The sequence below is a fragment of the Geomonas silvestris genome (assembly GCF_014193515.1).
Classification (GTDB): Bacteria; Desulfobacterota; Desulfuromonadia; order Geobacterales; family Geobacteraceae; genus Geomonas; species Geomonas silvestris.
Genome location: NZ_BLXX01000013.1, coordinates 55,918 through 82,110 on the forward strand (window position 1 = coordinate 55,918; position 26,193 = coordinate 82,110).

The 26,193-nt window shown below is 61.4% G+C and carries 20 protein-coding genes; 6 read left to right on the forward strand and 14 right to left on the reverse strand.

The features are described 5' to 3' along the window. Positions 1 to 6: 6 nt before the first annotated feature. The 5 genes from GMST_RS17995 to GMST_RS18015 form a co-directional block, all read right to left on the reverse strand. Positions 7 to 468 (reverse strand): hypothetical protein, encoded by a 462-nt coding sequence (locus GMST_RS17995; protein ID WP_183356090.1) that lies wholly within the window; start codon positions 466 to 468, stop codon positions 7 to 9. Between the two features lie 24 nt (positions 469 to 492). After that, positions 493 to 2,607 carry a hypothetical protein gene (locus GMST_RS18000; RefSeq protein WP_183356091.1) on the reverse strand — a complete coding sequence of 705 codons (2,115 nt, stop codon included), beginning with the start codon at positions 2,605 to 2,607 and terminating at the stop codon, positions 493 to 495. 700 nt (positions 2,608 to 3,307) lie between these two features. After that, on the reverse strand, positions 3,308 to 4,564 hold the full coding sequence (locus GMST_RS18005) for a YARHG domain-containing protein (RefSeq protein ID WP_198424574.1): 1,257 nt from the start codon (positions 4,562 to 4,564) through the stop codon (positions 3,308 to 3,310). Between the two features lie 182 nt (positions 4,565 to 4,746). Then, a complete protein-coding gene (locus GMST_RS18010) occupies positions 4,747 to 4,998 on the reverse strand; it encodes a hypothetical protein (RefSeq protein ID WP_183356092.1) in 252 nt (83 codons plus the stop codon). 436 nt (positions 4,999 to 5,434) lie between these two features. Further along, entirely contained in the window at positions 5,435 to 6,163 is a 729-nt protein-coding gene (locus GMST_RS18015; protein ID WP_183356093.1) for a hypothetical protein, read from the reverse strand. 441 nt (positions 6,164 to 6,604) lie between these two features. Between GMST_RS18015 and GMST_RS18020 the strand changes: the two genes are divergently transcribed. After that, complete coding sequence (locus tag GMST_RS18020; RefSeq protein WP_183356094.1) at positions 6,605 to 7,261, forward strand: hypothetical protein; 657 nt, start codon at positions 6,605 to 6,607, stop codon at positions 7,259 to 7,261. Between the two features lie 860 nt (positions 7,262 to 8,121). Here GMST_RS18020 and GMST_RS18025 read toward each other — a convergent pair. Together GMST_RS18025 and GMST_RS18030 are read right to left on the reverse strand one after the other, a co-directional pair. After that, on the reverse strand, positions 8,122 to 8,382 hold the full coding sequence (locus GMST_RS18025) for a hypothetical protein (protein ID WP_183356095.1): 261 nt from the start codon (positions 8,380 to 8,382) through the stop codon (positions 8,122 to 8,124). 305 nt (positions 8,383 to 8,687) lie between these two features. Continuing rightward, entirely contained in the window at positions 8,688 to 11,483 is a 2,796-nt protein-coding gene (locus tag GMST_RS18030) for a phosphoenolpyruvate carboxylase (protein ID WP_183356096.1), read from the reverse strand. A 574-nt stretch (positions 11,484 to 12,057) separates the two neighbouring features. Here GMST_RS18030 and GMST_RS18035 point away from each other — a divergent pair. Then, positions 12,058 to 14,691 (forward strand): hybrid sensor histidine kinase/response regulator, encoded by a 2,634-nt coding sequence (locus GMST_RS18035; protein WP_183356097.1) that lies wholly within the window; start codon positions 12,058 to 12,060, stop codon positions 14,689 to 14,691. A gap of 46 nt (positions 14,692 to 14,737) precedes the next feature. Here GMST_RS18035 and GMST_RS18040 read toward each other — a convergent pair whose 3' ends face one another. Then, a complete protein-coding gene (locus GMST_RS18040; RefSeq protein ID WP_183356098.1) occupies positions 14,738 to 15,103 on the reverse strand; it encodes a hypothetical protein in 366 nt (121 codons plus the stop codon). 222 nt (positions 15,104 to 15,325) lie between these two features. On the opposite strand from GMST_RS18040, the gene GMST_RS18045 reads away from it, so the two are divergent. Both GMST_RS18045 and GMST_RS18050 read left to right on the forward strand, forming a co-directional pair. Further along, complete coding sequence (locus GMST_RS18045; protein WP_183356099.1) at positions 15,326 to 17,011, forward strand: B12-binding domain-containing radical SAM protein; 1,686 nt, start codon at positions 15,326 to 15,328, stop codon at positions 17,009 to 17,011. A 234-nt stretch (positions 17,012 to 17,245) separates the two neighbouring features. Then, positions 17,246 to 17,482: a hypothetical protein gene (locus tag GMST_RS18050; protein WP_183356100.1), complete on the forward strand. Its 237-nt coding sequence runs from the start codon at positions 17,246 to 17,248 to the stop codon at positions 17,480 to 17,482. A gap of 4 nt (positions 17,483 to 17,486) precedes the next feature. On the opposite strand, the gene GMST_RS18055 is transcribed toward GMST_RS18050, so the two are convergent. Then, positions 17,487 to 18,941: an aminoacyl-histidine dipeptidase gene (locus GMST_RS18055; protein WP_183356101.1), complete on the reverse strand. Its 1,455-nt coding sequence runs from the start codon at positions 18,939 to 18,941 to the stop codon at positions 17,487 to 17,489. Between the two features lie 190 nt (positions 18,942 to 19,131). Between GMST_RS18055 and GMST_RS18060 the strand changes: the two genes are divergently transcribed. Continuing rightward, complete coding sequence (locus GMST_RS18060; protein ID WP_183356102.1) at positions 19,132 to 21,660, forward strand: response regulator; 2,529 nt, start codon at positions 19,132 to 19,134, stop codon at positions 21,658 to 21,660. Positions 21,661 to 21,762: 102 nt separating this feature from the next. Here GMST_RS18060 and GMST_RS18065 read toward each other — a convergent pair whose 3' ends face one another. The 3 genes from GMST_RS18065 to GMST_RS18075 form a co-directional block, all read right to left on the reverse strand. Beyond that, a complete protein-coding gene (locus GMST_RS18065) occupies positions 21,763 to 22,236 on the reverse strand; it encodes a GreA/GreB family elongation factor (RefSeq protein WP_183356103.1) in 474 nt (157 codons plus the stop codon). A 214-nt stretch (positions 22,237 to 22,450) separates the two neighbouring features. Next, positions 22,451 to 23,065 carry a surface-adhesin E family protein gene (locus GMST_RS18070; RefSeq protein WP_183356104.1) on the reverse strand — a complete coding sequence of 205 codons (615 nt, stop codon included), beginning with the start codon at positions 23,063 to 23,065 and terminating at the stop codon, positions 22,451 to 22,453. Positions 23,066 to 23,462: 397 nt separating this feature from the next. Beyond that, entirely contained in the window at positions 23,463 to 24,473 is a 1,011-nt protein-coding gene (locus GMST_RS18075) for a PilZ-like domain-containing protein (RefSeq protein WP_183356105.1), read from the reverse strand. A gap of 189 nt (positions 24,474 to 24,662) precedes the next feature. On the opposite strand from GMST_RS18075, the gene GMST_RS18080 reads away from it, so the two are divergent. Continuing rightward, on the forward strand, positions 24,663 to 24,968 hold the full coding sequence (locus tag GMST_RS18080) for a cytochrome c3 family protein (protein WP_183356106.1): 306 nt from the start codon (positions 24,663 to 24,665) through the stop codon (positions 24,966 to 24,968). Between the two features lies 1 nt (position 24,969). Here GMST_RS18080 and GMST_RS18085 read toward each other — a convergent pair whose 3' ends face one another. Together GMST_RS18085 and GMST_RS18090 are read right to left on the reverse strand one after the other, a co-directional pair. Next, the gene (locus tag GMST_RS18085) at positions 24,970 to 25,491 is read right to left on the reverse strand and encodes a chromate transporter (RefSeq protein WP_183356107.1); all 522 of its coding nucleotides are present in this window, start codon (positions 25,489 to 25,491) and stop codon (positions 24,970 to 24,972) included. Then, positions 25,488 to 26,054 (reverse strand): chromate transporter, encoded by a 567-nt coding sequence (locus GMST_RS18090; RefSeq protein ID WP_183356108.1) that lies wholly within the window; start codon positions 26,052 to 26,054, stop codon positions 25,488 to 25,490. The genes GMST_RS18085 and GMST_RS18090 overlap by 4 nt, the downstream gene beginning before the upstream one ends. Positions 26,055 to 26,193: the final 139 nt, after the last annotated feature.

Here is a 26,193-nt window from a genome sequence, read left to right on the forward strand (position 1 = left end):
GTCTCCTCAATCTTTCAGCTCACTCACATTGAGGATGGCCTCGCCTTCCGCCGTAACCCCCTGGAACTCTCCTGTTACGGTGACGATCCTCCCCTCGACCAGTTTGTCCCGCCCCGGTCCCTTGGGAGTGGCATCAGGTTGCCAGATCAGGTGCACCTTCGAACTCGGGGATCCGACGAGGTGCCCCTTGGCGTAGAAGCCCCCAAACGCGCTGACGTCGGTAAGCTTTATGCGAACCTTGAGTCTGCGGTGCGCGGACCGGTCGCTTTGGAGGATCTCTTTCCAGTCACTGGGGGAAATATGGGGGACTTCGGCCCCATTTCTCTGGGTGGGTTGTGTTGTCATGGGTAACCGGGTGCCGTTACAGGCAGATGGCGCGCACGCCGTAACGAGGAAGCAGATGGTGAGAACCGACTTGACGTAGTGCATGCGAGTGGGCCATGGCGGGTGCGCAAGGCTACCTGCCATGGCCCATCCTCCTTTTATACGCGGTTATTCATCGCCGTCGAGATAGACATAGCCGCCGTGGCCGCCCTGGTCGCAGTCCGCTGCCGACACTTTCACGGTGATTCGCTTACCCGCATCCGCCTTGGTGAAGCCGAGGGTAATGGTCTGCCACGGGATCGCCTTCCAGCTCCCGCCCTGGAACGACATCCACCCCGGGTAGGTCGGGTCATTGGAGTAAAAATGTTTGCTGTAGAGGGTCGCGCCGGTGTCGTCCGTAACGATGACGTCGACATAGGGCTGCTCGCTGGCCGGGTGGTTCGGGTCTTCCAGTACTGCGGACCAATAGAACTTGACCTGCGGATTGCTTGCGTTGGGAACGGTGGCCGTCTGGGACACGGAACTGATGTGGTACATGTTGTCCGCGTTGTTGACCCGGGCCGCGTAGTGCCCGACGTAGACCTGGTTTATGGTCGTAGCGTACGGGTCCATGCCCGCGCTCACTATAGCACTTTTGTCGGAAGGAATCACCGATTCGGGGGACTGGTCCGGCCACAGGTGACGCTCGGAATTCCAGGAGGAGAAATCACCGGTCTCGAACCCGGCATTTTGGAAGAACAACTGCCCTTTGATCTTGATGGCAACTTCCTTGAAGCCGCCGTAGGCATGCCACTCGTCGAACCGGTCATCGGAAGCCACCATCGTGAGTGAATTGGTGCCGAGGGTGACGGTCGGCAGCTTGAGGGTGAAGCTGTTGCCGGTGATCTCCACCCGGTTGCGTTGGCCTCCGTTTAGGCGATAGATGATGTACTTGGCGGTCTTGATGCCGCCGGTCGCGGTGCCCTTGATGGTAACGGGACCTTCCTGCGTCAGTTCAACCGTCCCGTCGGCAGCTATGTTGAGCGCGGCGTTGGAACCGTCGGCAGCAGAAGTGATGGCAATGGTATTGAATTTCGAATTGCCGGCGGCCCATCCGGTCTGGGCGCCGTCAAACAGTTGCTTGTACTGGCTCGACTCCGCAAATGTCGCGAAAGCCTCGAAGGCGAACTGCGTGAACTGGGGGTTGTAAGCGGCGTTCTTGGTGTAGTTGCTGAATTTGTACCTGCCGGTGGCCTGGTCCACGCCCCAATCGATGGACGTCGCCTCTCCGGGGAAGTTGTCGTCATAGATGTAGAACTTGCCTGCCTGGTACTTATAGACGACGCCCGCGTGACCGCTCTTCATGGCCGGCCATTGGTCCGCCATCAGGAACGTCATGGGGCCGGACAGTCTCAGCCCGAGGATCATGAGATAACCGGTGGTTTGAGCATCGAGTTTGTAGTCCTGCTGGAGCCAGGTTTTGGCCCAAGACTGGCTCGAGGCCATGAATGCTCGGGATATCAGTTCGCGCGCCGTCACATCGTCCTGCCAACTGCTCTGGTCCCCCTCTTTGTACATGGTGTACAGGCCGGTATTGTTGTTGCCTGCCTTGGCGTTGTTGAAGTACCAGACCGAGAAGTTGGCCATGCCGAGACAGCTGCCGCCGGGGGCGTCGTAGGCACCGAAGTTCGGGTGGAAGAAGCCGTCCTGGTTGGGGACGAAATTGGAATCCGCCGCCGCCACCGACGCCGCCGCGCTTTTCGCCGTGCTCGTCGGCTTAGCAACGTTGCCCGTGATCCCCAACTCGGCAGAAAGACCGCGGATCCCCATGGCAACATACTTCCCGCCGTGCGTCGTGGAAAAAATGATCGTTTTGGCGACCGGATCCACATTCTTGACCCCTACCAGGCTGTAGGTCTGCGACCCTTCGTCGTAGAAGAATACTGCCGGGACGTCATCGCTGCCAAGAGCCGTCGGGTCGTACGGGATGGTGACCTGTACCGGCTCGTAGAAATTGTAGGTCACGCCGGAGATAGTTACCGTTTTGCTGGCGACGGTTGCACCAGCAGGAGGAGTTGCGGGAAGGGCTTGATCTGTCGTGATGGTGGGAGAACCGTTCAAATCGGGGTCGATGGCGCCGGCAGGAACAACCATGGAAACTCCGTTCATGGCAACCGTGCCGCCGCCACCACCGAGTGCGATTCCACCAGAGGTGCCGTTGCTGTCGCTGCTACAGCCAGAGAGGCACATTGATAGCGCCATGGCTGCATACACTAGATAGCGGATCCCATTTTTAGGCCTCATCTCATCCTCCTTTGTTCTTTTCCAAGGATCGAAAGCGCCCACCCGCAATTCGGGCAATCCGGTTATGCGGGGAAGCGACAACGAGTGGGCTTAAGGCAGGTGTGGCACCTCCTACTGCATCGGTGCTGAGTACGAAACGAGCAGTGGCTCCGTGCACGACATGATGATGGATCATGCCCACATGATGCGGAATCAGACACCGGGTTTTTACCGGCATGACGGTAGTGAGTATATTTGGCAATACCGCAGCAATAGCTGTGCCGCTTGATAACGTGCTGTTCTTGCAACGATATACGCAAAGGCGGTGAAGGTAAATGTAAGAAAGCCCGACATCTCCGGGATGGCGGGCTTCTTCTGATTCAGGAAAATATTGAGGCTTTCTAACCTGATACAGACCTTTTGGGAAGTTGTACGAGCAATTGCAGGACTGTAAAGTATTCCGACGCCTTGGCAAGCCAGGTAGGTACCCGGTACCAGTGGGGATAGGAAGTTGTCTCGATCATGGTCATCAGCAAAAACTTCTCTGCGTTCAATACTGCGGCAAATGATGTGATGCAAAGATCCTGGGAAATCGATCCGAGCCTGCCTTGGCATCTCCCCCCATCAGAGAGAGAAACTTAATCTTAAGTGCGTCCCCCAGCCTCCACCCATTCTCTTGGGGTGCCACTCTTCAGGGCGCAATGTTTTTCCCCCTTTTCGGTCACTTCTTTTGGGGCAGCGGTTTGCCCAGGTAAATGAGCACCTCGAGTCCCTCGCCCGAGGCGCTGCCATTGGACAACATGGCGTAGATCACCTCCGGGGTGAACTGAACGAGTTGGCGGGGTTCCAGGCTCCAACCGAGGGCTTCATCCAAGGTATGCGATGGCAACCGGAAATCTATTATCGGTTTTCCGCCCTTCCCGATGACCGCGATCCGGTCCCACAAGTGGGTAACCGAACCGTTCGACAATTCAAGCTCGTTCCTGATCCAGGCAAAGATGTGGTCACCCCAGTACGGCTTGATGTAGTCCAGGTAGCCATTCTCCTCGCCTTCACGCCCGAAATTTGAGCTGAAATTTATGGTTCCCTCCTGGTCCAGGATCGCGGTGACTCCCTCGGAGACACCACAACAGCCCCCCTGCAAATAGGAAATCACTGCACCAATTTCCTTGTTGTAGAAAAGGTTGCCAGCCACCGAGGTGAAGTTCTTCAGCTCCTTGCCATCGAAATCAAACACCTTCATTCCGACGGCCTCCGTCACACCTGACACCTGGTGTTCGGTGCGCCAGGCCTGCACGAAAACCAAGGGGAGTTCGTCAAATATCCCTGCACGCTCGAAGTCGGTGAAGAGCTTCACGTTGTCCTTGTCCTTCGTCGCCTTGTGGGACAACTTCAGGCTTTTACCCGAGTTCAGGAAGGTAAGCCTTCCCTTGGCAACGGAGACAGGTCCCTTTTTCCCGTCGATTTCTTTTAGCGCCACCCCGGGATTCGGGAGCATCGTCAGAAGAGAGCGCGTCTTGCTCGACTTTACGAATTCCAGCCTGTTGAGCAGGAAGGCGTTCTCTTTTTCCGCCTTGCTAAGGCGTGTTTCGGAATACCCAGGGTCTTCCCGATACCAGGAAAAGCTCCGGAACCAGGAGTCGAGATCCGCAGACTTGAATTTCATGCCGTGGCGGGCATAGATCTCGTTTTTCAGCAGTCGTATGTGCCGGTGGTCGAGCAAGGCAGCCTCCCACAGCAACAGGGGCTTATCGAGCCGTTCTCGCAAATTTGAAAAAGCGGCCTCTTTTTCGGCCGCGGTCGCGATGGGCAGCGGGACAAATGAGGGTTGAGTCGATTGATTGGCTACATAACTCTCGCGAGCGTAGTTAGCCATCTCGGCGCGAGCCTCGTAGACGGTGGCTGCGGTGCTCTCGGCATGGCTGAAGAGGAGCACAAAGAATAAAAACCAGAATATTCCGTACCGAGTCCCGAACAAGAGTCCTCCTTCTTCTTCTAAGGAAGTGGAGCTATCTGAATACCACCGCCTCATACGTTTGACCTAGTTACGACATGGTCTACTCCCATATGCATTACATATCCGGTCGTGCAACCGCCCGCGAAGAGAACCAGTGGTTCTCCTTTTCTTGCCACAGATTTACTTTGGAACCAGTGTCGCGATCACAGTACCAACCCTGTATCGGGTTTCGGCACCCTTTTTAATAGCTGACGGCAGAAGCGCTCCATTTTTCCTCCACGTAATGAGAAGCACCAGGAGTCCGTCGAAATGGCCGAAACATTAGTCAGAGTAATTCCATGCGTGCCGGCGCCGGCAAACATGAACAGAATCGACAAAAGTGGCGCGCCTCCCCAAAGCGCCAGCATCGAGCCTGAGATGAACAGCGCAACGAAGTAGTTGAGGTCGTATATCAAAGAGCCCCAATTAGGCCACCTTACCGCGAAACAATTACGATACCGACAGGGCCACGTCCGCTCTTGGCTGCTGGTTGGCGGCCTTTCTCCCCGACTGGTCTTGGCTGGTCTCAGCCTCTGATCCGACATCTATCCGCTTACCAGGCTCTCACCGTCCTTCACGTACTTCCACATGCTTAGCCAGCTTAATCGGCAGACGCCTACCGCCAAATCGGGTCGTCATTGTTTTACTCGATTTTCCACAGCTTTTCACTATCCCGGCTGGATTCGTCGCGGTCACAAACTTATGCCAGCTCAGGAAACCTTCATCGGCTTATACCAGCATCAGACCGAACTCAGGAAACTCCTTCGGCCATGCAGCCGGTAATCATCGCGAAGTTGCATATCGTCATGGAAGTTCAGTCGGTGGTTTTCGTGGTTCCCCAGCATCGTATCCTCAAGGTCCTTGTAGTATTTCAAAATTTGCACAGCTTTTAATGTCAGCTACTATTTCTTGTGGGCCCAAGATAAACAGGAGCATTTCCAGGTAAAATGGCATGGTTTGCCTATCTACGTCATCCCATACTTCAGCTGAAATTTCTTTCAACAATTCACAGTATTCAAAGTATGCAGTTTTGTGGTCAAGAAGTAGATCTCGCCTGTCACCACATTTCAGTCTGAGAATGGTCTCTATGTCATATTTAGCAATTTCATTATTACGTCCAGCTGGAACTGGGAAAAAATTGTTTCTCGCACCGGCCTTCAAAAGTAACCAATTTAGACTGAATATTGCTCTTGAGTCATAAATTGCATAGTGTTTCGGGTTTAAAAATGATGCTATTTTAGATAGTGAGGATATACAGCCAAACAGATCCTTTGTTAGCACACCTTTTTCCAACCTTTTGTAAAGCTCTGCAATCCTCTGGTCGTTTTTGTCGTTTTTCTTGAAACCTTGGATGCCACCCCACTTTTGAATAATCCAGTACTCAATGCAGTACTCAGGTTTTTTCAGGTGAGTTTTTAGGCAGCCTTTAAGAGCGATGTTTTTTCTGAAAGCATTACTGTTGGGCAATGTGCAGGTGATCGAAGATGGAAGGTCGTGAGTTGGGAATTCCCAGATGAACCTTGTATCGAGCGAGTGGGAGCTTGCGTATGCTTTTATCAAATTTTTCAGTCTATTTCGCACTCGAAACTCCTTTCATGCCAACAAGTTATTATGCAGAAGCAAAAAGCATTTAATATTATATGCTTCCCTGGTCCGGCAGGGCTCCTTCTGGCTCTTTTTTTCGGGGAGGACTTGCGGACGTCCATTCGATCAGAAGAGAGCTCGCTCTCTGGGCATCACCCGCTTTCTGGGATCTCGGGCTTCATCCAGTCGCGAATATATGTCAACATTTACAACATGTAAATTAAAAATAACGGATAGTACCCCGATGATTAACCTGACAATCCCTCATTCAGCTTTTTAGAGTTCGGGATTACTTCACCATCTAATTTCCTGCTCTGCGCACCATCATCGGCGGTTGTTCAGCCGCCCCTCCAAAAAAAATTTACCGCACCACTTGCCAACCTTTTTGGGAATGCTATACTCCACAATCATTAAATATTACACATCTTGGAGGATGGTATGACACCTAAACTGATGGGGCTCGGCGGGTTGAGCCACCTCGAGTTTTTGGCGAAAGGCGAGTTAATCCTGATGAGCATCGAGACGCACACCCTGGCACAAGAGGAATCGCACCCGCCTTTCCCCAGCAAGGGAGAGGTGACGGAGGCATTCTACTACTTCCGTGACCTGCAACATGCTGCAAACACCAAGAATGTTGTGACGATGGCGCTGCGGGATGAAGCCCGCAAGGCCTCAGAGGAGAAATTCGAAGATTACGGCAACATGATGCTTATGAGAGCAAAAGGGGATTTGAGCAAGATGCTGGGCAGCGGCTACGACATCGTACCGCCCCGGGCACCCAAGAAGTCTATTTCTGCAAATGACGTTCTCCTTGTCGCACTCAACCTTTCAGCCCGGCATATCATCGTTAACGGCCAACCGGCACCCAGAAAAATCGCCTTGAAATGGAACTCGATACAAGGGGCTCATGCATATCAGGTGCAGATGACGGAGGATCCCTCCGCAGAAGAAAACTGGACCACTATCATGCACACCAGCCATTGTCGCGAGGAAATCGAAGGAGAGTCCGGTAAGCGGGTCTACTACAGGGTGCGGGTACTCTATGGCCAGAGCTTCGGTCAGTGGTCTGAACCGGTCAGCATCCTCTTCCTCTAAACCGCTAACAGCTCAGGCCGGCTTCCTGATTTAGGAAGCCGGCTTTTTTTGTCTGCCTTCGTAGTCCGTCCCCGTTTAAGAGACTGCCCCCTCACTCCACCCAGAAATAGATCCTGCCAAGCAAATCCCCCCTGTCTCCCCTTTTGCAAAGTGGGGAACGCGAGATCAGCCGTAGTACTTCGTGGAAAGGAACTCTCCAGCTTCCCTAATTGTCGAATGCCCCCAGATAGAGCACTTTTGCTACGGATAGCAGTTGTGCTGGAGTGGACAACAGATTCCTGGAGTGGGTAGCAGTTTGCGGGAGCGGATGGCCATTTGCTCTAGCGGATAGCCATTTGCTTCGCCGGATAGCCATCCGCTGGTGCGGATAGCGGCTTGCGCGAGCAGCAAGCAGACTTCCTGTGGCGGATAGTAGACTGCTGGAGCGAATAGCAATCTGTTCCAGCAGATAGCAGTTTTCTTGGGTTGGAAGGTATTCTGCTCGAACGAATAGCAATTTCCTTGGGGCGGATAGCAGAGTTCCTGGGCCCGATAGCAGACGGCTGGAGCAAATAGCAATTGGCTCCAGTGGATGACAATTTTCTCGAACGGATGGCAGTTTGCTCGAACAGATAGCAGACTTCCTGAGGCGGCTAACAGACTGCTGGCGCGGATACCAGATTTTCTGTACGGATAGCAGATTGCTTAGGCGGATAGCACTTTTCTAAAGTCGATAACAGGTTCCCTGAAGGGATAGCAGTTTCTTGGAGCGAATCGTCGTTTATCTGGGGCCCCTAGTCCCTGCCTCTAGACATAGAAAAGCCCGCGAAGTCGAAGCTTGCGTGGGCTCTGATGTTCCTTACCGCCGGCCGCTTGTCGGACTAGGTCCGTGCCAGCGGGTCTACCGTTAAACTTGCCTCCAGGCGATGTGCCGGAATCTGCTGTACCTGGTCGGCTCCCCGCACCACTCTCAGCAGCGCGATCACCAGGACGATCGCCATGATCACGATGATAAAAATGAATGTTGCACGATTCTCGGTCGGCGCGTTTACTCCGCGCGGGCCACTGCCGGGTTGATCCTTGTGGCCGATATCGTCAGTCGCCGACCTAGCTCCTCTTCTTGGTTCGAATATGTGCGCCATACCGCCTCCTCCCGCCAGCCGGCCAATCGTCCTGCGGCCGACGGTTTCGGATGCTCCATTTGTATTTATTGTCGGACGGGAACTTTTCTGGCGCAAGGGAAAAGACAGGAGCTTGGGACTAGGGGCTTAAAGGCAGAGGTGTAAAGGCCGGGACTGCCGCTCGGCAGGCTAAGCTTCATGTTTTGCTCGTAGGGATTTCTGAAGCGACCGAATCATTTTCCCAATTTCTTCATAGTGTTTCAAAGCCGCGGCGAGCTAGTCATCAGCCACATACTAATCCCCCCAGCTCCAAGTCCCCGCCTCACCTACCCTGTATTCCTCAGGCCGGAAGCGATCCCGTTAATAGTCGCCGCTAGGACGAAGTCGATGTCGCCATCGCCCTGGCCGGCCCTTCTGCGGCGCAGAAGTTCGATCTGGATCAGGCTCAAGGGGTCGACGTAGGGGTTTCTGAGTTTTATGGACCTCGCGAGCGCCGGGGTCTGCTCCAGGAGCGCCTGCTGACCGGTTATCCGCAAGATCTGCCGCCGGGTGCGCTGGAACTCCTCGACTACCATCCCGAAGACGCGCTCGCGCAAGGCCACGTCGCTCACCAACTCGGCGTAGAGGCTCGCCAGGGGGAGGTCAACCTTTGTTAGGGCCAACTCGACATTCCGGATCAGGTCGTTGAAGATGGGGACTTTCTCGAGCATCTCCTGCAAAACCCGCAGGCCGTCCGGCTCCTCGGCCAGGAAACCCTCGACGGCCCAGCCTACTCCGAACCAGGCGGGAATCACGTGCCGGCTCTGCATCCAGCCAAAGCCCCAGGGAATGGCGCGCAGCTCGCTCAACTCCCTGCTCCCCCCGCGCTTGGCGGGCCGGGAGCCGATCTTGGCGAGATCGAACTCCAAAAGTGGCGTCGCCTGCTCCAGGTAGGGCATGATGTCGGGGTTCTCGGCGATGCGCTCGCGGTAGTGGCGGTAGGAAGCCTCGGAAAGCCGCTCGAGGGTCGCCTCCCAGGGTAGCTCGGCCGGCGGCTGCAGCTGGGGCGCGAGAACGAGCGAGGTGAGGCTCGCCGCCACCATGAGCTCGAGGTTGCGCTCGGCCAGGATGGCGTCGGAGTACTTCCAGTTGATGACCTCGCCCTGCTCGGTCAACCGGACGGCGCCGCTGAACCCTTCGGGGGGCTGGGCGGTGATGGCGCGGTAGGTCGGCCCGCCGCCGCGCCCCACGGTGCCGCCGCGGCCGTGGAAGAGCCTAAGGGTGACGCCGCACTCGACGGCCACCTGCTGCAGGGCGCGGTGCGCCTTGTAGATCTCCCAGGTGCTGGTCAGCATGCCGCCGTCCTTGTTGGAATCGGAATAGCCGAGCATCACCTCCTGGCGCCGTCCCCAGGAGTCGAGGTAGCGCGCGTAGTCGGGGCTTAGCCAGAGTTCCCGGCAGATCCGCGGGGCGTTGTGCAGGTCGTTGATCGATTCGAAAAGCGGGACCGGCATGACGCCCGGGTCGCGCCCATCGGGGCTCGCCGCCACCTGCACGCCGCAGAGTTCCATGAGCCAGATGAGCGAGCGCACGTCGTTTCCGGACTCGGAGCCGCTGATCACGTAGCTTTTGATCGCCTCGGGCGGATAGCCCCTTTTCAGTTCGGCCAGGGTGCGCAGGGTGTCGAGCAGGGTGATGGTCTCCGGTGCCGCCCCGCCCCCCTGCCCGGCCGCTCCCGAACCGAGCTCTTTGCCCTGTGCGAGGTCCTCGACGGCACGGGCGTGCACCTTGGCGTGCTGCCGGATATCCAGGGTGTGCAGGTGGAACCCGAAGGTGTCGACCTGGCGCAGGAGCGGATCGAGGTAGTGGTAGGCCATCCGGTCGCCGCCGCGCTCGGCGAGGCTTTTGCGCACGAGCTTCAGATCGGCGGCGAAGGAGGCGGCGTCGGGGTATCCCTCGGGGTCGTGCGGACCCCGCTGCGTCGCCTGGAGCCGGTGCAGCACGAGGGCCAGGAAACGCCGGTACTGCTCGCATTCCGGGTACCCGGCCACCTTGGGGGCGAGCGCCGGATACTCGCGGCAGTAGCGCTCGGTCGCCTCCGCCACTTCGGGCGCGAAGGCGACCCGGCAGCTGGACATGGTGAGCAGTTCGCGCAGCTCGTCGATCTGGGTGAGGTAGTAGGTCAGGATAGTCTCGCGCGCCAGGCGCAGGGCCTCGCCGGTGGTGGCGGTGGTGACGAAGGGGTTGCCGTCCCGGTCGCCGCCGGTCCAGGAGCCGAAGCGGACCAGGGTGGGGATCTCGGTGGCGCTCAGATCCAGGTCGTACACCTCGCGGAAGGCGTCGGCCAGGTCCTGGTAGAAATGCGGCAGGGGCTGGATCAGGGAACCCGGGTAGTGGTTGAGGCTCATCCTGATCTCGTCGTGCACGGTCGGCTTGGTGCGGCGCACCTCGTCGGTCTGCCAGAGGGCGGTGATCTCGGTGAGGATTTCCCCCTGGCCGTGCGCCGCGGCGTGCGGGGTAAGGGGGAGCCGGTCCAGCTCTTCGAGGATCCGGGCGATACGCCGGCGTTTGTAGAGCACCACCCGGCGCGCGACCTCAGTCGGGTGGGCGGTAAAGACGGGAACGATCTCGACGTGCCTCAGCTGCTCCAGGGCCTCTTCCCCGCTCAGTCCCGCCTCGCGCAAACGGCGCAGCGTGCCGCGCAGGGAACCGGGCTTGTCGTGGTCGTCGGTACCGAGCCGCGCGGCGGTCAGCCTGCGCTTGCGGTGGTTCGTCTCGGCCAGGTTGGTGAGCTCGAAGTAGCTGCCGAAGGCCTTCACGATGTGGTAGGCGTCGTCGACGGACATGCCGCGCACCAGGGCCACCATGCGCTCGATGATCTGGCGCCCTTCTTCGCCGCCTGGACCGGCTTCGGAGTCCCCCTCGTAGAGCTGGCGCAGCCGGATCGCCAGGTGGCGCAGCTCTTCCTCCGCCTCGTAGACCGAGACCCCCGCCTGCTCGCGGATCACGGTGCCGAGCAGCATCCCCAGCGAGCGCACGTCGTGCTTGAGGGGGCGGTCCTTGAGCATGGGATCGCTGCCGGCCAGCTCCTCGAATCGCGCACGCTGGTCCCGGACCACCCAGTACAGTTCCCGTTCACTCATCTTCTCCCTCCTGCGCCTGCACGGTTCTCCGAGCAGCCGGCGCCAGGTTCCTTCGCTGTAGCGGAGGCGGCCGGAGCTTCCCATTAGAATGGGACGTTCAAAGCATAGCTGGTCCTGGCGGATAGGCAATGAAGAGGCGGCTGCGCTGGGTGGGCGGCACGCGGAAGTAGGCGGAAGTAGGGATTGGGTAAGGCAAATCCCCCCTTGTCCCCCCTTCGCAAAGGGACGTAAGGCCGCCAGCAGTGCCGTAGAGCAACTCTTTCCAGCTTCCCAGGAATTTCCCGATGATCCCGCCGCAAAGGGAGAAAGTTGAGGTCCCCGCTTCCCAACGGCGGAAGGATCTCGGAGCTTCACGGAAACAGCGGTCTTGCATTTTATTACATTGCACTGGACAAGGGGCAATCATTTTAAGTATGTTCAGCTGGGCTCATCGATAAGAGAACGATAGAATTCGGGATTTGGCGTGCCCGGAACTTCGGCGGGGCGATACGCGCCAACGTTTTACCTACTAAAGGGAGTGCTGCTAACAGCCGAAACGGATGGTACAGCATATTTCCCCTGTGAGACAGGTGACATGGAACAACCTCCCGATCTGCGACAGAAAAAAGACGCCCTGGTTTCGCGCCGCTTCCTGGTGCGGCTCATGGCCGGCGTCATGTTCATCCTGGTCGCCGTGACCGGGCTGGCCCTGCTGTCCCTGTACCGCAGCAAGCAGCAGTACGACAGCCGGATCGCGGTGCAGACCCAGAACCTGGCCCAGTCGCTCAACCTAAGCCTTACCGGGATCCTGGACAAGGCGAGCGTCGCCATCTTCGCGGTCAAGAAGGAGATGGAGCAACAGGCACGAAGCGGCGGCGTCAACCCGGACAGGATCCACAACTACCTCGCCGATTACAAGACACGCCTCCCCGAGGTGGACGGGCTCAGGGTTGCCGATGCCCAGGGTTTCATCCTCTACGCCGACCACAGCAGCACCCTCCCCCGCATCAACCTGAGCCACCGCGACTACTTCAAGGAACTGCGCGACCATCCGCAAGGGGGCGTCGTCATCGGCAAACCGGTCCTCGGCATGCTCTCCAAGAAGTGGCAGGTCCTGGTCGCGACCCGGGTGGACAACCCGGACGGCAGCTTCGCCGGTATCGCCTACGCGGCGATCTCCCTCGACTACCTCTCCAGCCTCTTCGCAACGCTTGATCTGGGACGCGACGGGGTGATCAACCTGCGCGACCGGGACCTCGACGTGGTGGTGCGCTATCCGGAACTCTCCGGCAAGCCGACGGTAGGGAGCAAGGTGGTCTCGCGCGAGCTGAAGGCCCTGGTCGGCGCGGGGCGCAGCAAGGGGACCTACCGCACCAAAGGGAGTGTCGACTCGGTGGAGCGGGTGATCTCCTTCCAGAAGCTCTCCGGCTACCCGATGTACATCGCCGCCGGCCTCTCGACCGAGGATAACCTGGCCCCCTGGTACCAGGAGGTCAAGGGGACCCTGGCGCTGTGCGCCCTTTTGAGCGGGATCCTCACGTTGAGCGGGCTGTTGCGCTACCGCAAGTACCAGCAGGAGAAGCTGAGCGAACGCAGGCTGAGCGAATACCAGGAACAGCTCGAGGAGACGGTGCAGCTGAGGACCGGCGAGCTGGAACTGCGCAACCGGCAGCTTGCCGACGAGATAGCGCTGCGCAAGCAGGCCGAGGCGGAACTGGAGAAGGCGGCAGTCATCATGCAGAAGATATCGGACGTGGTGCTCTGGATCTCTTCGGACGCGAGGATCCTCTACGCGAACGACGCGGCGACCAAGCTGCACGGCTACAGCGGCGAAGAGCTGCGCCGCTTGACGGTGCTCGACCTCAACCCGCGCTTCGACGCCGCCTCCTGGCAGACCCACTGGGAGGATCTCAAGCGCGACGGGACCCTGACCATCGAGACCCTGAACCGCAGCCACAGCGGCCGCGAGTTCCCCGTCGAGGTCACCGCGAACTACCTGTGCCTAAACGGCGCCGAGTACAACTGCGCCATCATCCGGGACATCACGGAGCGCCGCGAGGCCGAGAAGGAGAAGCAGCTTCTCATGCAGCAGCTCTTCCAGGCCCAGAAGATCGAATCGGTGGGGCGCCTGGCCGGCGGCATCGCCCACGACTTCAACAACCTGCTCACCCCGATCCTTGGGTACGCCGAGCTCCTCAAGATGGACCTCCCTCCCGAGGGGAACCACTACCGCCGGGTCGACCTGATCACCCAGGCCGGCGACAAGGCGAAGGTGCTCATCAAGCAGCTCCTGGGTTTCGGGCGCCAGCAGGTCCTCGACATGAAGACCGTGGACGTGAACGAGGTCGTGCGCAACTTCTACGAGATCCTGCGCCGGACCATCAGGGAGAGCATCGACATCCGGCTCTGCCTGTGCCAGGAGTCCTTGGGGGTGCGCGCCGACATGAACCAGTTGGAGCAGATCGTCATGAACCTCGCGGTGAACGCCCAGGACGCCATCGGGGACAAGGGGTCGATCCGCATCGAGACGTCGCGGGTGGTGCTGGACGAGGAGTACGCCCGGCAGCACGCCGAGGCGAGTCCCGGAGAGTACCTGGTACTGGCGGTGATCGACAACGGCTGCGGCATGAGCGAGGAGACCCGCTCCCACATCTTCGAGCCGTTTTTCACCACCAAGGGGGTCGGCAAGGGGACCGGGCTCGGGCTGGCGACCATCTACGGGCTGGTGAAGCAGCACGACGGCCACGTCTGGGTGGAGAGCGAGCCGGGGCGCGGCACGATTTTCAAGGTGTTTCTGCCGGTCAGCGGCCAGGTCCAGGCCGCAGAATCGGCGGCGCCGAAGCGCCGGCCGCTTATCAGGGCGCGCGAGGCTCGGCTTTTATTGGTGGAGGACAGCGAGGTGGTGCGGGACATGGTGGCGGATCTCATGGTGAGTTCCGGCTACCGGACCCTGGTCGCCGCGACCCCGATGCAGGCGTTGCGGCTCGCGCACCAGCACCACATCGATCTTTTGGTGAGCGACGTGGTGATGCCGGACATGAGCGGTCCGGAACTGTACCGGGAGCTCTTGAAGATCCGTCCCGAGGCGAAGGTGCTCTACATGTCCGGCTACACCTTCGACGTGGTGGTGGAGGGGCGCGACCTGGACGAGGGGATCCACTTCCTGCAGAAGCCGTTCGCGGTGCACGATCTGACCGAAAAGATCGATACCATCCTCGGCGCTGACTGAAACGCGCCGCCCCGGCGGGCGGCACGGGGCGCCGGTGAGGGCGGGATTACTGGTGGTACTGGCAGTAGACCTGGTCGAGCTCGCGGCGCCAGGCGGCCGCCGGATTGGTGAGGTCCCGGCCGAGCTTTTCGGCCAGGAGCACGAACTCGAGCCGCGGCTCGATCTCCCCGAGCACCTGGACCACCAGCGCCGGGAGCAGCGGGCGGTCTTCCTGGGCCTCCTCGGTTCCCAACTCGAAGAGAAGCCGGGTGAGCCGGGGGTCGTCGGGGGTGAGGGCGACCGTCTTGATGCGCGCCACCAGCGCGGCGCAGGTGATGAGCTCCTTGGCCCTGGCCGTTTCGACCAGCACCGCCCGGGCCTCGGCCTTGGCAGCCTCCCAGACACCCAGTTTGAACCCGTAGTTGCCCAGCATGATGTGAGTCTCCTTGTTTTAGACGATGTCAAGCGGGGGTAGGGTATGACGTTCTCGGTGGTTTTGCAAGAGGACATAAGGGACGCAAGGGACTCAAGGGACCCAAGGAGGCGAGCGACAATTGACGATTGACGATTGATCAGCCGCTAGCCCCTGGTCCCCGCCTTTTCCCCCCTGATTTTCCCTTTCCCGTTTGGCGCACGATGGGCTACAATCCGCGCCATGAAAATCCTGTTCGCTACCCTGCACGCGAAATACGTGCACTCCTCGCTCGCCCTCCCCTACCTCGCCGCGGCCGTGGCCGACCTCGAGGGGATCGAATCGCAGATCCTGGAACTCACCGTGAACGAGCAGCCGGACCAACTGCTGGCCCGACTCTTCGCGCTCGACGCGGACGCGCTCTTTTTCTCCTGCTACATCTGGAACACCGAGCTCACCCTGAAGCTCGCCAGCGACCTGAAAAAGCTCGCCCCCCGCACCCGGATCGTCCTCGGGGGGCCGGAGGTCTCCTTCGGGTCGTTCGAACTCATGGCGCGCAACCCCGCCATCGACTGCATCGTGCGCGGCGAAGGGGAAGAGTCCTGCCGGGAGCTTTTGAGCGCCTGGCGCGACGCGACTTCGCTGGAGGAGCTTGCCGGCATCACCTACCGCGACGGGGACGAGGTGATCGCCAACCCGGAACGCGCCGCGCTCGCCGAGCTGGACAGTATCCCCTCCCCGTTCGCCGCCGGCCTCGTCGACCTCGAGAAGCCGCTTACCTACTACGAGACCTCGCGCGGCTGCCCGTTTTCCTGCGCCTTCTGCCTCTCGTCGGTGGAACGCGGGGTGCGCTCCTTTTCGGCTGAGCGGATCGAGCGCGACCTGGAGATCCTGATCGCCGCCGGTGCCCGCACCGTGAAGCTGGTGGACCGCACCTTCAACTACGACGCCCGGCGCGCCGACCGGATCTGGCGCCTCATCCTGGAGAAGAACTCTTCCGCCACCTTCCATTTCGAGATCGCCGCGGAGCTGCTGACCGACGAGAACCTGGCCCTCCTGGCCCAGGTGCCGCCGGGGCAGTTCCGCTTCGAGATCGGGGTGCAGTCGGCGGGCGAGGCGACGCTCGCCCAGGTGGAGCGGAACATGAGCCTCGCAAAACTGAACGAACGGGTGGCCCGGCTGATCCGGGAGACCTCGGTCACGGTGCACCTCGACCTGGTGGCGGGGCTTCCCGGCGAAGGGTTCCCGGGATTTCTCGGCTCGCTGCAGGGGCTCTTCGACCTCGCACCGGATCATATCCAGGTGGAGCCGCTCAAGGTCTTGAAGGGGACCGCGATGCGCGGCATCGCCCGGAAGGAGGGGTACGCCTACGCCGAGGCGGCACCCTACAAGATCCTCAGCACCCCCTGGCTCGACTTCTGGGAGATCCGGCGCATCGAGACGGTGAGCCGACTGGTGGAGCAGTACTACAACTCCGGCCGCTTTGTAGCGAGCCTCGCGGTCCTGGCCGAAAAGGCCCCCTTGTCGCAGGTACTCGCCGAGGCGGCCGTCTGGTTCGAAGCGCAGGGGGTGGCCGGACAGCTCTCCTTGGCGGTACTTTTCGAAAAGCTCTGGGAGTTTGCCGGGGAACGCCTGGCGGGAGGGGAGCGGGAACGCCTTCGGGATGCGCTTTGCTTCGATTACTGCAAGGTGGGGTATCCGGGAGGGGCGCGGCCCGCGTTTTTGACGCTGCAGGAGGAACCGGCCGGAGCGCCGCCCAGGCTCTGCAAGGGTGGGAAGGACGAGCGGGTACGCTACTATCGGCGCAGTTTCGCCCGGGATTACCGGAATAATCCCTGGCAGGAGGGGGCGGTCGTGCTGACCTTCTGGTACCGCTCGGCACCGGGGGCGGGGCTCAGCGTCGAGGTGATCGGGGAAGACGTAAGCTGAAGAGGCAAGAAGCAAATCCCCCCTGTCCCCCCTTCGCAAAGGGGGGAACGTGAGTTCCCCGGTGTCGCTTCGTGGACAGTTTACCTTACGGTTCCGGGATTCGGACGGATCAGAGGGATCAGAGGGATCGGACCGAAAAATTGATCCGGCTTTGCCACCCACCGCTTGCCAAAAGGCGACGGTCTTGAATACTTTATGAGCATTTTCCAACCTTAAACACCTGGGGAGGGGGCCATGGAGTACTTCACGGCAACGAGCCTGCGCCGGGGCAGGATCTACCTGGACGGGAACTACCTGGGGGAAAACCGGGCGGGAGACCTGCCGCGCATCTTCCGCTGCCCAGCCGGCCTCCACGACATCTGCTTCGAATACCTGAACCACGGCGCCTGGCACCGACACACCAGGCGCCTGAGGATCGCCGGAACCACGCCGATCCTCCCGCTGGATATCCCCTTCATCTGCGAGATCTAGCCCCCTACCTCGCCTCCAGTATCGCCACCAGGAATGCCCAGAACTTGCCGACGCTGTCGATGTAGATCTTCTCGTCGGGCGAATGCACCGCCTCGAGGGTGGGACCAAAGGAGATCATGTCGAGCCCCGGAACGCGCTCGCCAAGGATGCCGCACTCGAGACCGGCGTGCACCGCCTTCACCTTGAGCTCGCGATCGAAAAGCGCCCGGTAGCACCCCTGGGCGGTCTTCAGGATCGGCGAGTCGAGGTTCGGCTTCCAACCGGGATAGCCGTCGCTTTGCTGCACCTGCGCCCCCCCCAGCGTAAAGATCGCCGCGACGCTCTGCGCCACCTCGTCCAGACGGGTGGCGACGGAACTGCGCTGGCTGGTCACCAGGGTGATCTCGCTCGCGCCGGTTGCAACCACGGAGACGTTACTCGAGGTCTCCACCAGCCCCGGGATGTCGCCGCTCATGCGGATGACGCCGCTGGGGAGGGCGGCGATGCTCTGACAGATGCGTTCCTGATCCTCCAGGCTCAAGACGCTGCCGGCCTGCGACGGGTCTGCCAGGATCATGGTCACGACGAGCTCGGGATCGACCGGCTGCAGTTCCGCTCTCGACTCGGCCTCGAGCCGCGCCACCAGCGCCTGGGCCTCCTCGACCTGCTCCTTGGGGAGGTAGACGAGCCCCCGGCACTCACGCGGGATGGCGTTACGCATCTTCCCGCCGTCCAGGGCGGAGAGCCGCGCGCCGAGTTCCGCCAGCCGCAGCACCACCCGGTTCAGGGTCTTGATCGCGTTGCCGAGCCCCTTGTCGATGTCGAGCCCCGAATGCCCCCCCTTGAGCCCTTTCACCGCGAGCACCGCAGCGACACTCGCGGCCGGCGCCTCCTCGAGCCTGGGGCGCCAGGTGCCGATGCTGTCCCGGCCGCCGGCGCACCCGACGTAGACCGCCCCCTCCTCCTCGGAGTCCAGGTTCAAAAGGGTCCGGCTCTTGACCATCCCCGGGGTGAGGTTGAGCGCCCCGGTGAGTCCGATCTCCTCCTCCACGGTGAAGAGGAACTCGAGTGGGCCGTGCTTTACGTTGCGGTCGGCCAGGACCGCGAGACTCGCCGCCACCCCGACGCCGTTGTCGGCGCCCAGTGTGGTGCCGTTGGCCATGAGGACCGGACCGGAGCGCACCAGCTCGATGGGGTCCTGGAAGAAGTCGTGCACCTTGTCCTGGTTTTTCTCGCAGACCATGTCGAGGTGGGACTGCAGGCAGATCCCCGGCACCGTCTCGCGCCCGGGGGTGGCCGGTTTTCGGACCAGCACGTTGCCGCAGGCGTCCATCTCCGCCTCGAGGCCGAACTGTTCGGCGACCTGGAGGACGAAACGCGCAGCCTGCTGCTCGTGCCGGGAGGGACGCGGAATCCGCGACAGGGCGGCAAAGTAGTGCCAGAACAGCTTGGGCTGCAATCCTGCGATGGCGTTGGACATGGGGGTCTCCTGTAAGGTCCTGGTGTAAAAAATGGCCGGCTCGCCCCTCGCAGCGCCGGGGGGCGAGCGACAGGGGGATGAGACGCGGCTCTAAAAGATACACCAAGAGCCGCGCGAAGAAAAGCCTGCGCACGCCCCTGCGGCCGGACAAACTAAACACTTGTCATCCGGATGCCGAAGAGGTATGAAGATGCATCTTTCCAAAACGCGCGAGATCGCTACCTTGAATCGAGCCTCCCAAAACCACGACGCCCGCCCCTCCCGGCAATCCCGGCCGTTACGCAGCGTCCGCTCTGCGACCGTCGGAGCGCTTTTGGTTGCCCTCTCGTTCAGCGGCGGCTCGATGTGGCTCTTCGAGAGCAAGCGCATCCAGAACCAGCGCCAGTCGGTCACCGAACTCGCCGGCCAAACCTCCTTCGAAATCCAGGAACACCTGAACCGCTCCCTCTCCGCGACCTACGCGCTTGCCGCGGTGATCCGCCAGGAAAACGGCAACCTGACCAACTTCCAGCAACTCGCCCGGGAGATGCTGCAGCTCTACCCCGGGGTGAGCGCGCTCATGATCGCCCCCCAGGGGGTGATCTCCCAGGTGGTGCCGATCCAGGGAAACGAGCGGGCGGTGGGACACAACATCCTCACCGACCCGAAGCGCAACAAGGAGGCCCTGCTCGCCCTATATACCCGCCGGCTCACCCTGGCCGGGCCCTTCCGGCTGATCCAGGGGGGCGAGGCCGTGGTGGGGCGGCTGCCGGTCTACCTGCACGACGCCCGCGGCGAACAGGAGTTCTGGGGCTTCAGCATCGCGCTGATCCGGATCCCGGTCTTTTTGAAGGAGGTCGGCATCAAGCAGATCGCCGGCACTCCCTGCAATTTCGAGATCTCGCGGCTCGACCCCGACCAGGGGGGCCGGGTCACCTTCTTCAGGGCCGGCGCGGCCCTTTCGCACCCCATCAACCAGAAGATCGAGATCCCCAACGGTGAGTGGAGACTGTCGGTGGAGCCGGTCGGGGGGTGGTACCAGCCCCGGGTGATCGCGGCCGAGGTCGCCGTGGTGCTCCTGTTCAGCGGCCTGGTGGCCCTGGCCGTGCACCGGCTGGCCCGGCAGCCTTTGCTCATGCAGCAGATGGTTGACGAGCGAACCCGGGAGCTCTCCGAGACGAACCTCGCCCTGAAGGCGGAGGTGAAGGACCGCGAGCTGGCCCAGGAGGCGCTGGTAGCCTCCGAGCACAAGCTGCGCTCGATCTGCGCCGCACTCACCGACGCCATCCTGATCATCAACTCGCAGGGGCGCTACCTGGAGATCGCCAGCACCAGTTCGGGCCGGCTCTACCGCCCCGCCTCCATGGTCGGGAAAACCGTCTTCGAGATCTTCACCCCGGAACAGGCGGACTTCTTCCTGACCACGATCCGCGAGGCGCTCGCGACCGGGAAGACCGTGCCGGTCGACTACTCGCTGGAGATCGCCGGGGAGGAGGTCTGGTTCGCGGCCAACGTCTCGCCGCTGAGCGCCGATACCGTGGTCTGGGCGGCCCAGGACGTCACCGAGCGCAAGATGGCCGAGGCGGAGCAGCACAGGCTGGAAGAGCAGCTCCTGCATGCCCAGAAACTGGAGAGCCTGGGGGTCCTGGCGGGTGGGATCGCCCACGACTTCAACAACATCCTGATGGCCATCATCGGCAACGCGGACCTCGCCCTGATGCGCGTCGGCGAGACCTCGCCGGCTGCCAAGAACCTGCAGCAGATCGAGCAGGCGGCGGCCCGGGCCGCGGACCTGACCCGGCAGATGCTGGCCTACTCGGGGCGCGGCAAGTTCGTGGTCGAGGCGGTGGATATAAACCGCCTGTTGACCGAGATGCTGCACCTGCTCGAGGTCTCCATCTCGAAGAAGGCCCGGCTGTGCCTGGAACTGGCCGGGAACCTCCCCCCGATCGAGGTGGACGTGACCCAACTGCACCAGGTGGTGATGAACCTGGTCATCAACGCCTCCGAGGCGATCGGCGAGAAAAGCGGCGAGATCGTCGTGAAGACCGGCCTGCTTCCGGCCGAGCATCCGTCGCTTAAGGAAGGGTGGCTCGCCGAGAACCTGGTGCCGGGTCCCTGCGTCTTCCTCGAGGTGAGCGATACCGGTTGTGGCATGGACCCCGAGACCCTGGCCAGGATCTTCGACCCCTTCTTCACCACCAAGTTCACCGGGCGCGGCCTGGGAATGGCGGCGGTCCTGGGGATCGTGCGCGGCCACCACGGCGCCATCAAGGTGGTGAGCGAGCCCGGCGGGGGGAGCCTCTTCAGGGTGGTGCTGCCGGCCTGCGCGAAGCAGGTCGGGGCGGAGGCCCCGGAAGCGGCGGACCAGGAGTGGCGCGGTACGGGGAAGGTGCTCTTGGTGGACGACGAGGAGGCGGTACGCAAGGTGGCGGGGGAGATGCTGGAAGAGTTGGGGTTTATCCCGGTACTCGCCCCGGACGGCCGGGAGGCCTTGGAGCGCTACGGTTGCGAGGCCGGGCTGCGCTGCGTGATATTGGACCTGACCATGCCCCAGATGAGCGGCGAGGAGTGTTTCCAGGAGTTGCGCCGGCTGGACCCGGCTCTACCGGTCTTTCTCTCGAGCGGCTACAGCGAGCAGGAGATAGCGCCGCGTTTCTCGGGGTGCGGCCTGGCGGGCTTCATCCAGAAACCGTACACCCTGACGGCGCTCAGGGCGCAGCTTAGGAAGCTTGGGTGAGGGAGGGGCGGGCCCACGCTCCTTCGTGTGAACGCGCCAAAAGCGAGCCAAGATTCAACGTAACCTAGAACGTAGAACTTAGCACATAGAACGGCATCCGGTTTACTTGGGCCTCGTGGAGCTGATGTCCAGGATGGTCACCACCAGGTCGCCGGCCGGGCGGCGGATGGTCACTTCGTCATCCACCTTCTTCCCCACGAGGGCCTTCCCCACCGGAGAATCCACGCTGATCCTGCCGGCACTCACGTCGAACTCGTCCGGCCCCACCAACTGGTAGCAACGCTCCTCCCCTTCCTCGTCCTCGTAGCTCACCCAGCAACCAAAACTCACCGAGGCCGGGTTGAGCGGCGGGTAGACGACCTTGAGCACCTTGAGCCGGTCCCCCAAGTGCTTCAGCTCCCGGTCGATCTCGCGCAGGCGCTTCTTCGAATAGATGTACTCCGCGTTCTCGGAACGATCCCCTTCGGCGGCCGCGTCGGCCATATTCTTCACCATGTGCGGGCGCTCTTTTTCCCACAGATAGTCGTAACGCTCCTGGAGGCGTCTGCGCCCCTCAGCGCTGATCATGTTGGTCATGGCTGATACTCCTCGGTGTCGAAAACTGCTTTAGTTCTACGTTCTAGGTTCTACGTTCTAGGTTCCAGGTTCCAGGTTCCAGGTTGAAAATTGTGGTACGCGGCATTGGCCTGAAACGAAAGACGCGCAAATACCGGCGCTCTACCGGAAATCACGCGTCTTAAGGGTCCCGCTCACGTTGTCACAGGGGCTGCCGGACAGCGCCCTGCCGGCGTTACTGCAGTGAAGGGGGCTCCTCGGGCGGGGCCGGAGCGGCCGGAACCTGGGGGGCCGCCGGGACCGCCGGGGCGGCCGGCACTGCGGGAGCCGCGGGTTCCTCGGGTGCTGCGGGAGCAGTCGGGACCGGCGGAGCGGCCGGCGGCTCCGCCGGTGCCGCTATCGAGGGGAGCGCAGCGCGTTCCTGCTCCTCTTCCTGCTCCCCCTGGTCCTGGCAGATCTCCTCCTGGGCCAGTTCGAGCACCGACTCGGGCGGTACCGGCTCGTAAACCGGCTCGTGCTCGGGAACGACCTTGCTGAGTTCCCGGCGGTTCTTGTCGAACAGGATGGTCCCCCGAATCCGGTAGCTGGAAACGGCGCAGTCCAGCTCGTAGCTGGTGAACATGTAAGAGACGTTGCTCTGGTTGTACTCCCTGCGGAAGTAGTCCCGGTCCTTGGCGACCGCCTTGACCCAGAAGATGTACACGTTGTCCGGCAAGGCGATGATCGACTTCTGATCGAGGTAGTACCTAAGCTCCTGATCCTCCGCGAAGTTGCTCCAGCGCTCGGCACAAAGAGCGGTACCGCACCAAGCAAGAAGCACAAACGCTGCGAGTGTTATCCTGGCGGCCATGGTTCCCTCCGGACCTGCAGAATTAAAGACGATCATCGCACCGGCACGACGTCGCCATGATAGACGAGTTTTTCCGGCGATGCAACGGTTGGTACGGAGGGGAGCCTTCATTGCCACGGCGTCGAATCTCCTGTCGTACTTTGGCAAGGTTCATCCGTGTTTTGGGAACCACATCCCCCCCTCCCTTGACGGGAGGGGGCCGGGGGGTGGGTGAAGCTGCCATCCAGGATGCCGCGGCACCTTCCCCCTCACCCTCACCCTCCCGCAGGGGAGAAGGGACCCCAGGTGGACGGTTTCCCGGTATTCCCGATGAACCTTCCCAGACGGGGGACGCGCTGCACCCGGGGCACTTCGGGAAGACGTGCGGCAGGTCCCCGTGGCACCCGTTCAGAGGAAGTTACCGGTCCTCGTGCCGGTACTGCTTGATGGAGCGCTCGTAGGTCTTCTTGATTTCGTTGGGGTTCCCGGCCGCGCGGAAGTTGATCAGGTAGCGGACCAGGTAGAAGGTGACGATCAGCACCAGAAGCGACCAGAGGATCCGGTTCAGGATCTGCTGCCGGGTGAGGGGCTCGGGGGCCGGCACCTCGTCGGAGATCTCGTGGACCCGCAGCTCGGCGAGCTTGCGCAGGTGGGCTATCTGGGTCACCGAGATGTGCCGGAAGATCAGGTCGCGGTCCCGCTCGTCCAGCAACACGAAGCGCACACCGGTGGGATAGTAGGCGACGCCGTCCTTCTGGCTGGGGGGCATCACGTGCACCACCTCGACCACCGTCTGGACCCGGCGCAGCGGGCGCATCGGGAGGTGCAACTCCAGGCAGACCAGGCGCTCAGGCGCCAGCGGCCCGGGAAACCGCAGCAGCACCCCGCCGCCCCCCAGGTTGATCTCGGACCAGGGGAGATCCTGCCACTCGAGCTCGAGGAAGGGGCGGTAGCGCGCCTGGTGGGCGGCGATCACCACCTGGTCGTACCCCTGGAACTTCATGTGTTCCAGGTCCCGGCGCTGCTTCCAGTCGTTCTCGATCTCCTGGCGGTCCACCACGGGGAGCAGCGCGTACTTGATACGCATGTTGAGTTCGAGGCGGAAAAACTGGCGCCGCTCCCTCAGGGTAAAACTGCCGAAAAGCTGGACCTTGAGGACCCGCCCCCCCTGGCGCTCGACCACGATCGCCGAGCAGGTGTAAACCTCCTTCTTCACCCAGATGCTGACGTCCAGGATGAAGCCGAGGTCGATGCGCACGTTGGCCGGCAGGACGTCGCGCGAGATCTGCACCCAGAGCTCGTCCTCGCGCCCCTCCTGGATGATCGCCCAGTCCCGGAACACGCCGCCGCCGGAGAGGGGAATGCCGATCTCGATGCGCATGCCGCTACGCAGGTACTCCCGATATGCCGAGTAGTGGTCTTCTTGCATGTTCCGGTTTTCTCGCTCCCTGGCCCTTTAATTTGCTTACACATTAAACTGCAAACCGTGCGTTTTGCAAGGTTTACAGAAAATTTCCCGGTGTTAACCGAGACTTACCCAGGCCCCTGCGCTTGACAACGGCGCCTGCTATGCTATGAAAAAAGACGTTTATTAATGCCAGCAGCAAAAGGGAGAGGTATGAAAAAGGCAGCTTTGGCAGCGATTCTGGCAGTGGCGTTCGCGGCGGTCCAGGCCTACGCGGTTCCGGCAAGCAAGAGCGTGGAGTGGAACACCTCGATGGGAAAGGTGGTCTTCAAGGGTAAGGACCACGCCGGCGAGGGGATCAAGTGCTCCGAGTGCCACCCGAAGATCTTCCCGATGAAGCACCCCGGTGCCGAGATGAAGATGGCCGACATCAACGCCGGCAAGTACTGCGGCGTGTGTCACAACGGCAAGCGGGCCTTCAAACCGGCCGGCAACTGCGCCAAGTGCCACAAGAAGTAAGCTAGAAGTTGAAGATCAAGCCGATCGCGGCTGCTCCAAGTATCGCGGCCATGGGTGCCAGGGTCGTGAACTGGAGCACCGCGAACCCGGCGACGAGCAGGATGAAGTCGCGCGGCTGGGAGAGCGAGGTCCTCCCGAGGTTGTAGGCCGCCGCGAAGACGAGCCCCACCACCGCGGGGAGCACCCCGTCCAGCAGGTCCTTCATGGTGTCGATGCGGCGAAACCTCTCGTAGCGGCTGGAGAGAAAGAGCATGAGCGCGGTGCAGGGGAGAAAGATGCAGGCGGTGGCGACCAGGGCGCCCAGGAAGCCGGCGCACTTGAACCCCGCAAAGGTGGCCAGCATGGCGAGCGGTCCCGGGGTGAGCTGGGAAAGTGCCACGCCGTCCAGGAATTCCCTCAGGGTGAGCCAGTGCAGTTCATCCACCATGATCCGGTGCAAAAGCGGGATCAGCACGTAGCCTCCCCCCACGAATACCACCCCTATCTTGAGAAAGAGCCAGGCAAGTTTGAGAAGCGCCGTCATGAGCGCCTCCTTCCCGAGCGCCACCCCTTGAAGAGCCCCCAGCACCCCGCTGCCAGCAGCACGCTCAAGGCCCCCAGGTGAAAAAACGCCGAAGCGGCAAAGGCACCGGCCATCAAAAGCGCGTTTTCCGGGGTGCGCCCCCGGTGGCGCATCATGCCGACCCCGGCGACCAGGATGAGGGCGATCACCACCGGGTTGGAGCCCGCCAGGGCGGAGTTGAGCTGCGGCAGGTGGTGGAAGCGGAAGTACAAAAACCCGAGCAGGCTCACCAGCAGAAATGAGGGGGCGATGAACGAGGTAGAGGCGACGATCCCGCCCGGGATACCGCGCAGGTAGTAGCCGACGAAGGTGGTGATGTTGAGGGAAAAGGGGCCGAGGATCTGCCCGAAGGCGATGCCGTGCAGGAACTCGTCGTGCTCGATCCAGCGTTTCTCCTGGACGCAGCGGCGCTCCACCAGGGCGACGATGGCCATGCCGCCGCCGAAACCGGTGGCCCCGATCAGGAAGAAGGTGGCGGCGAGTTCCGCGAGGGAAACTTTTGGCGTGCCGGGTTCGCAGGTCATGCCGGTTTTATACAGGAGCGGGGAGCCGGGAGCAAGGAGAAAGGGGAAAGATTTCTGTTGCCCAACGGGGGCAAAACCACTAAAAAGACAGTTCTAGGTTCTATGTTCTAGGTGCTACGTTCCAGGCTCCAGGTTGTCC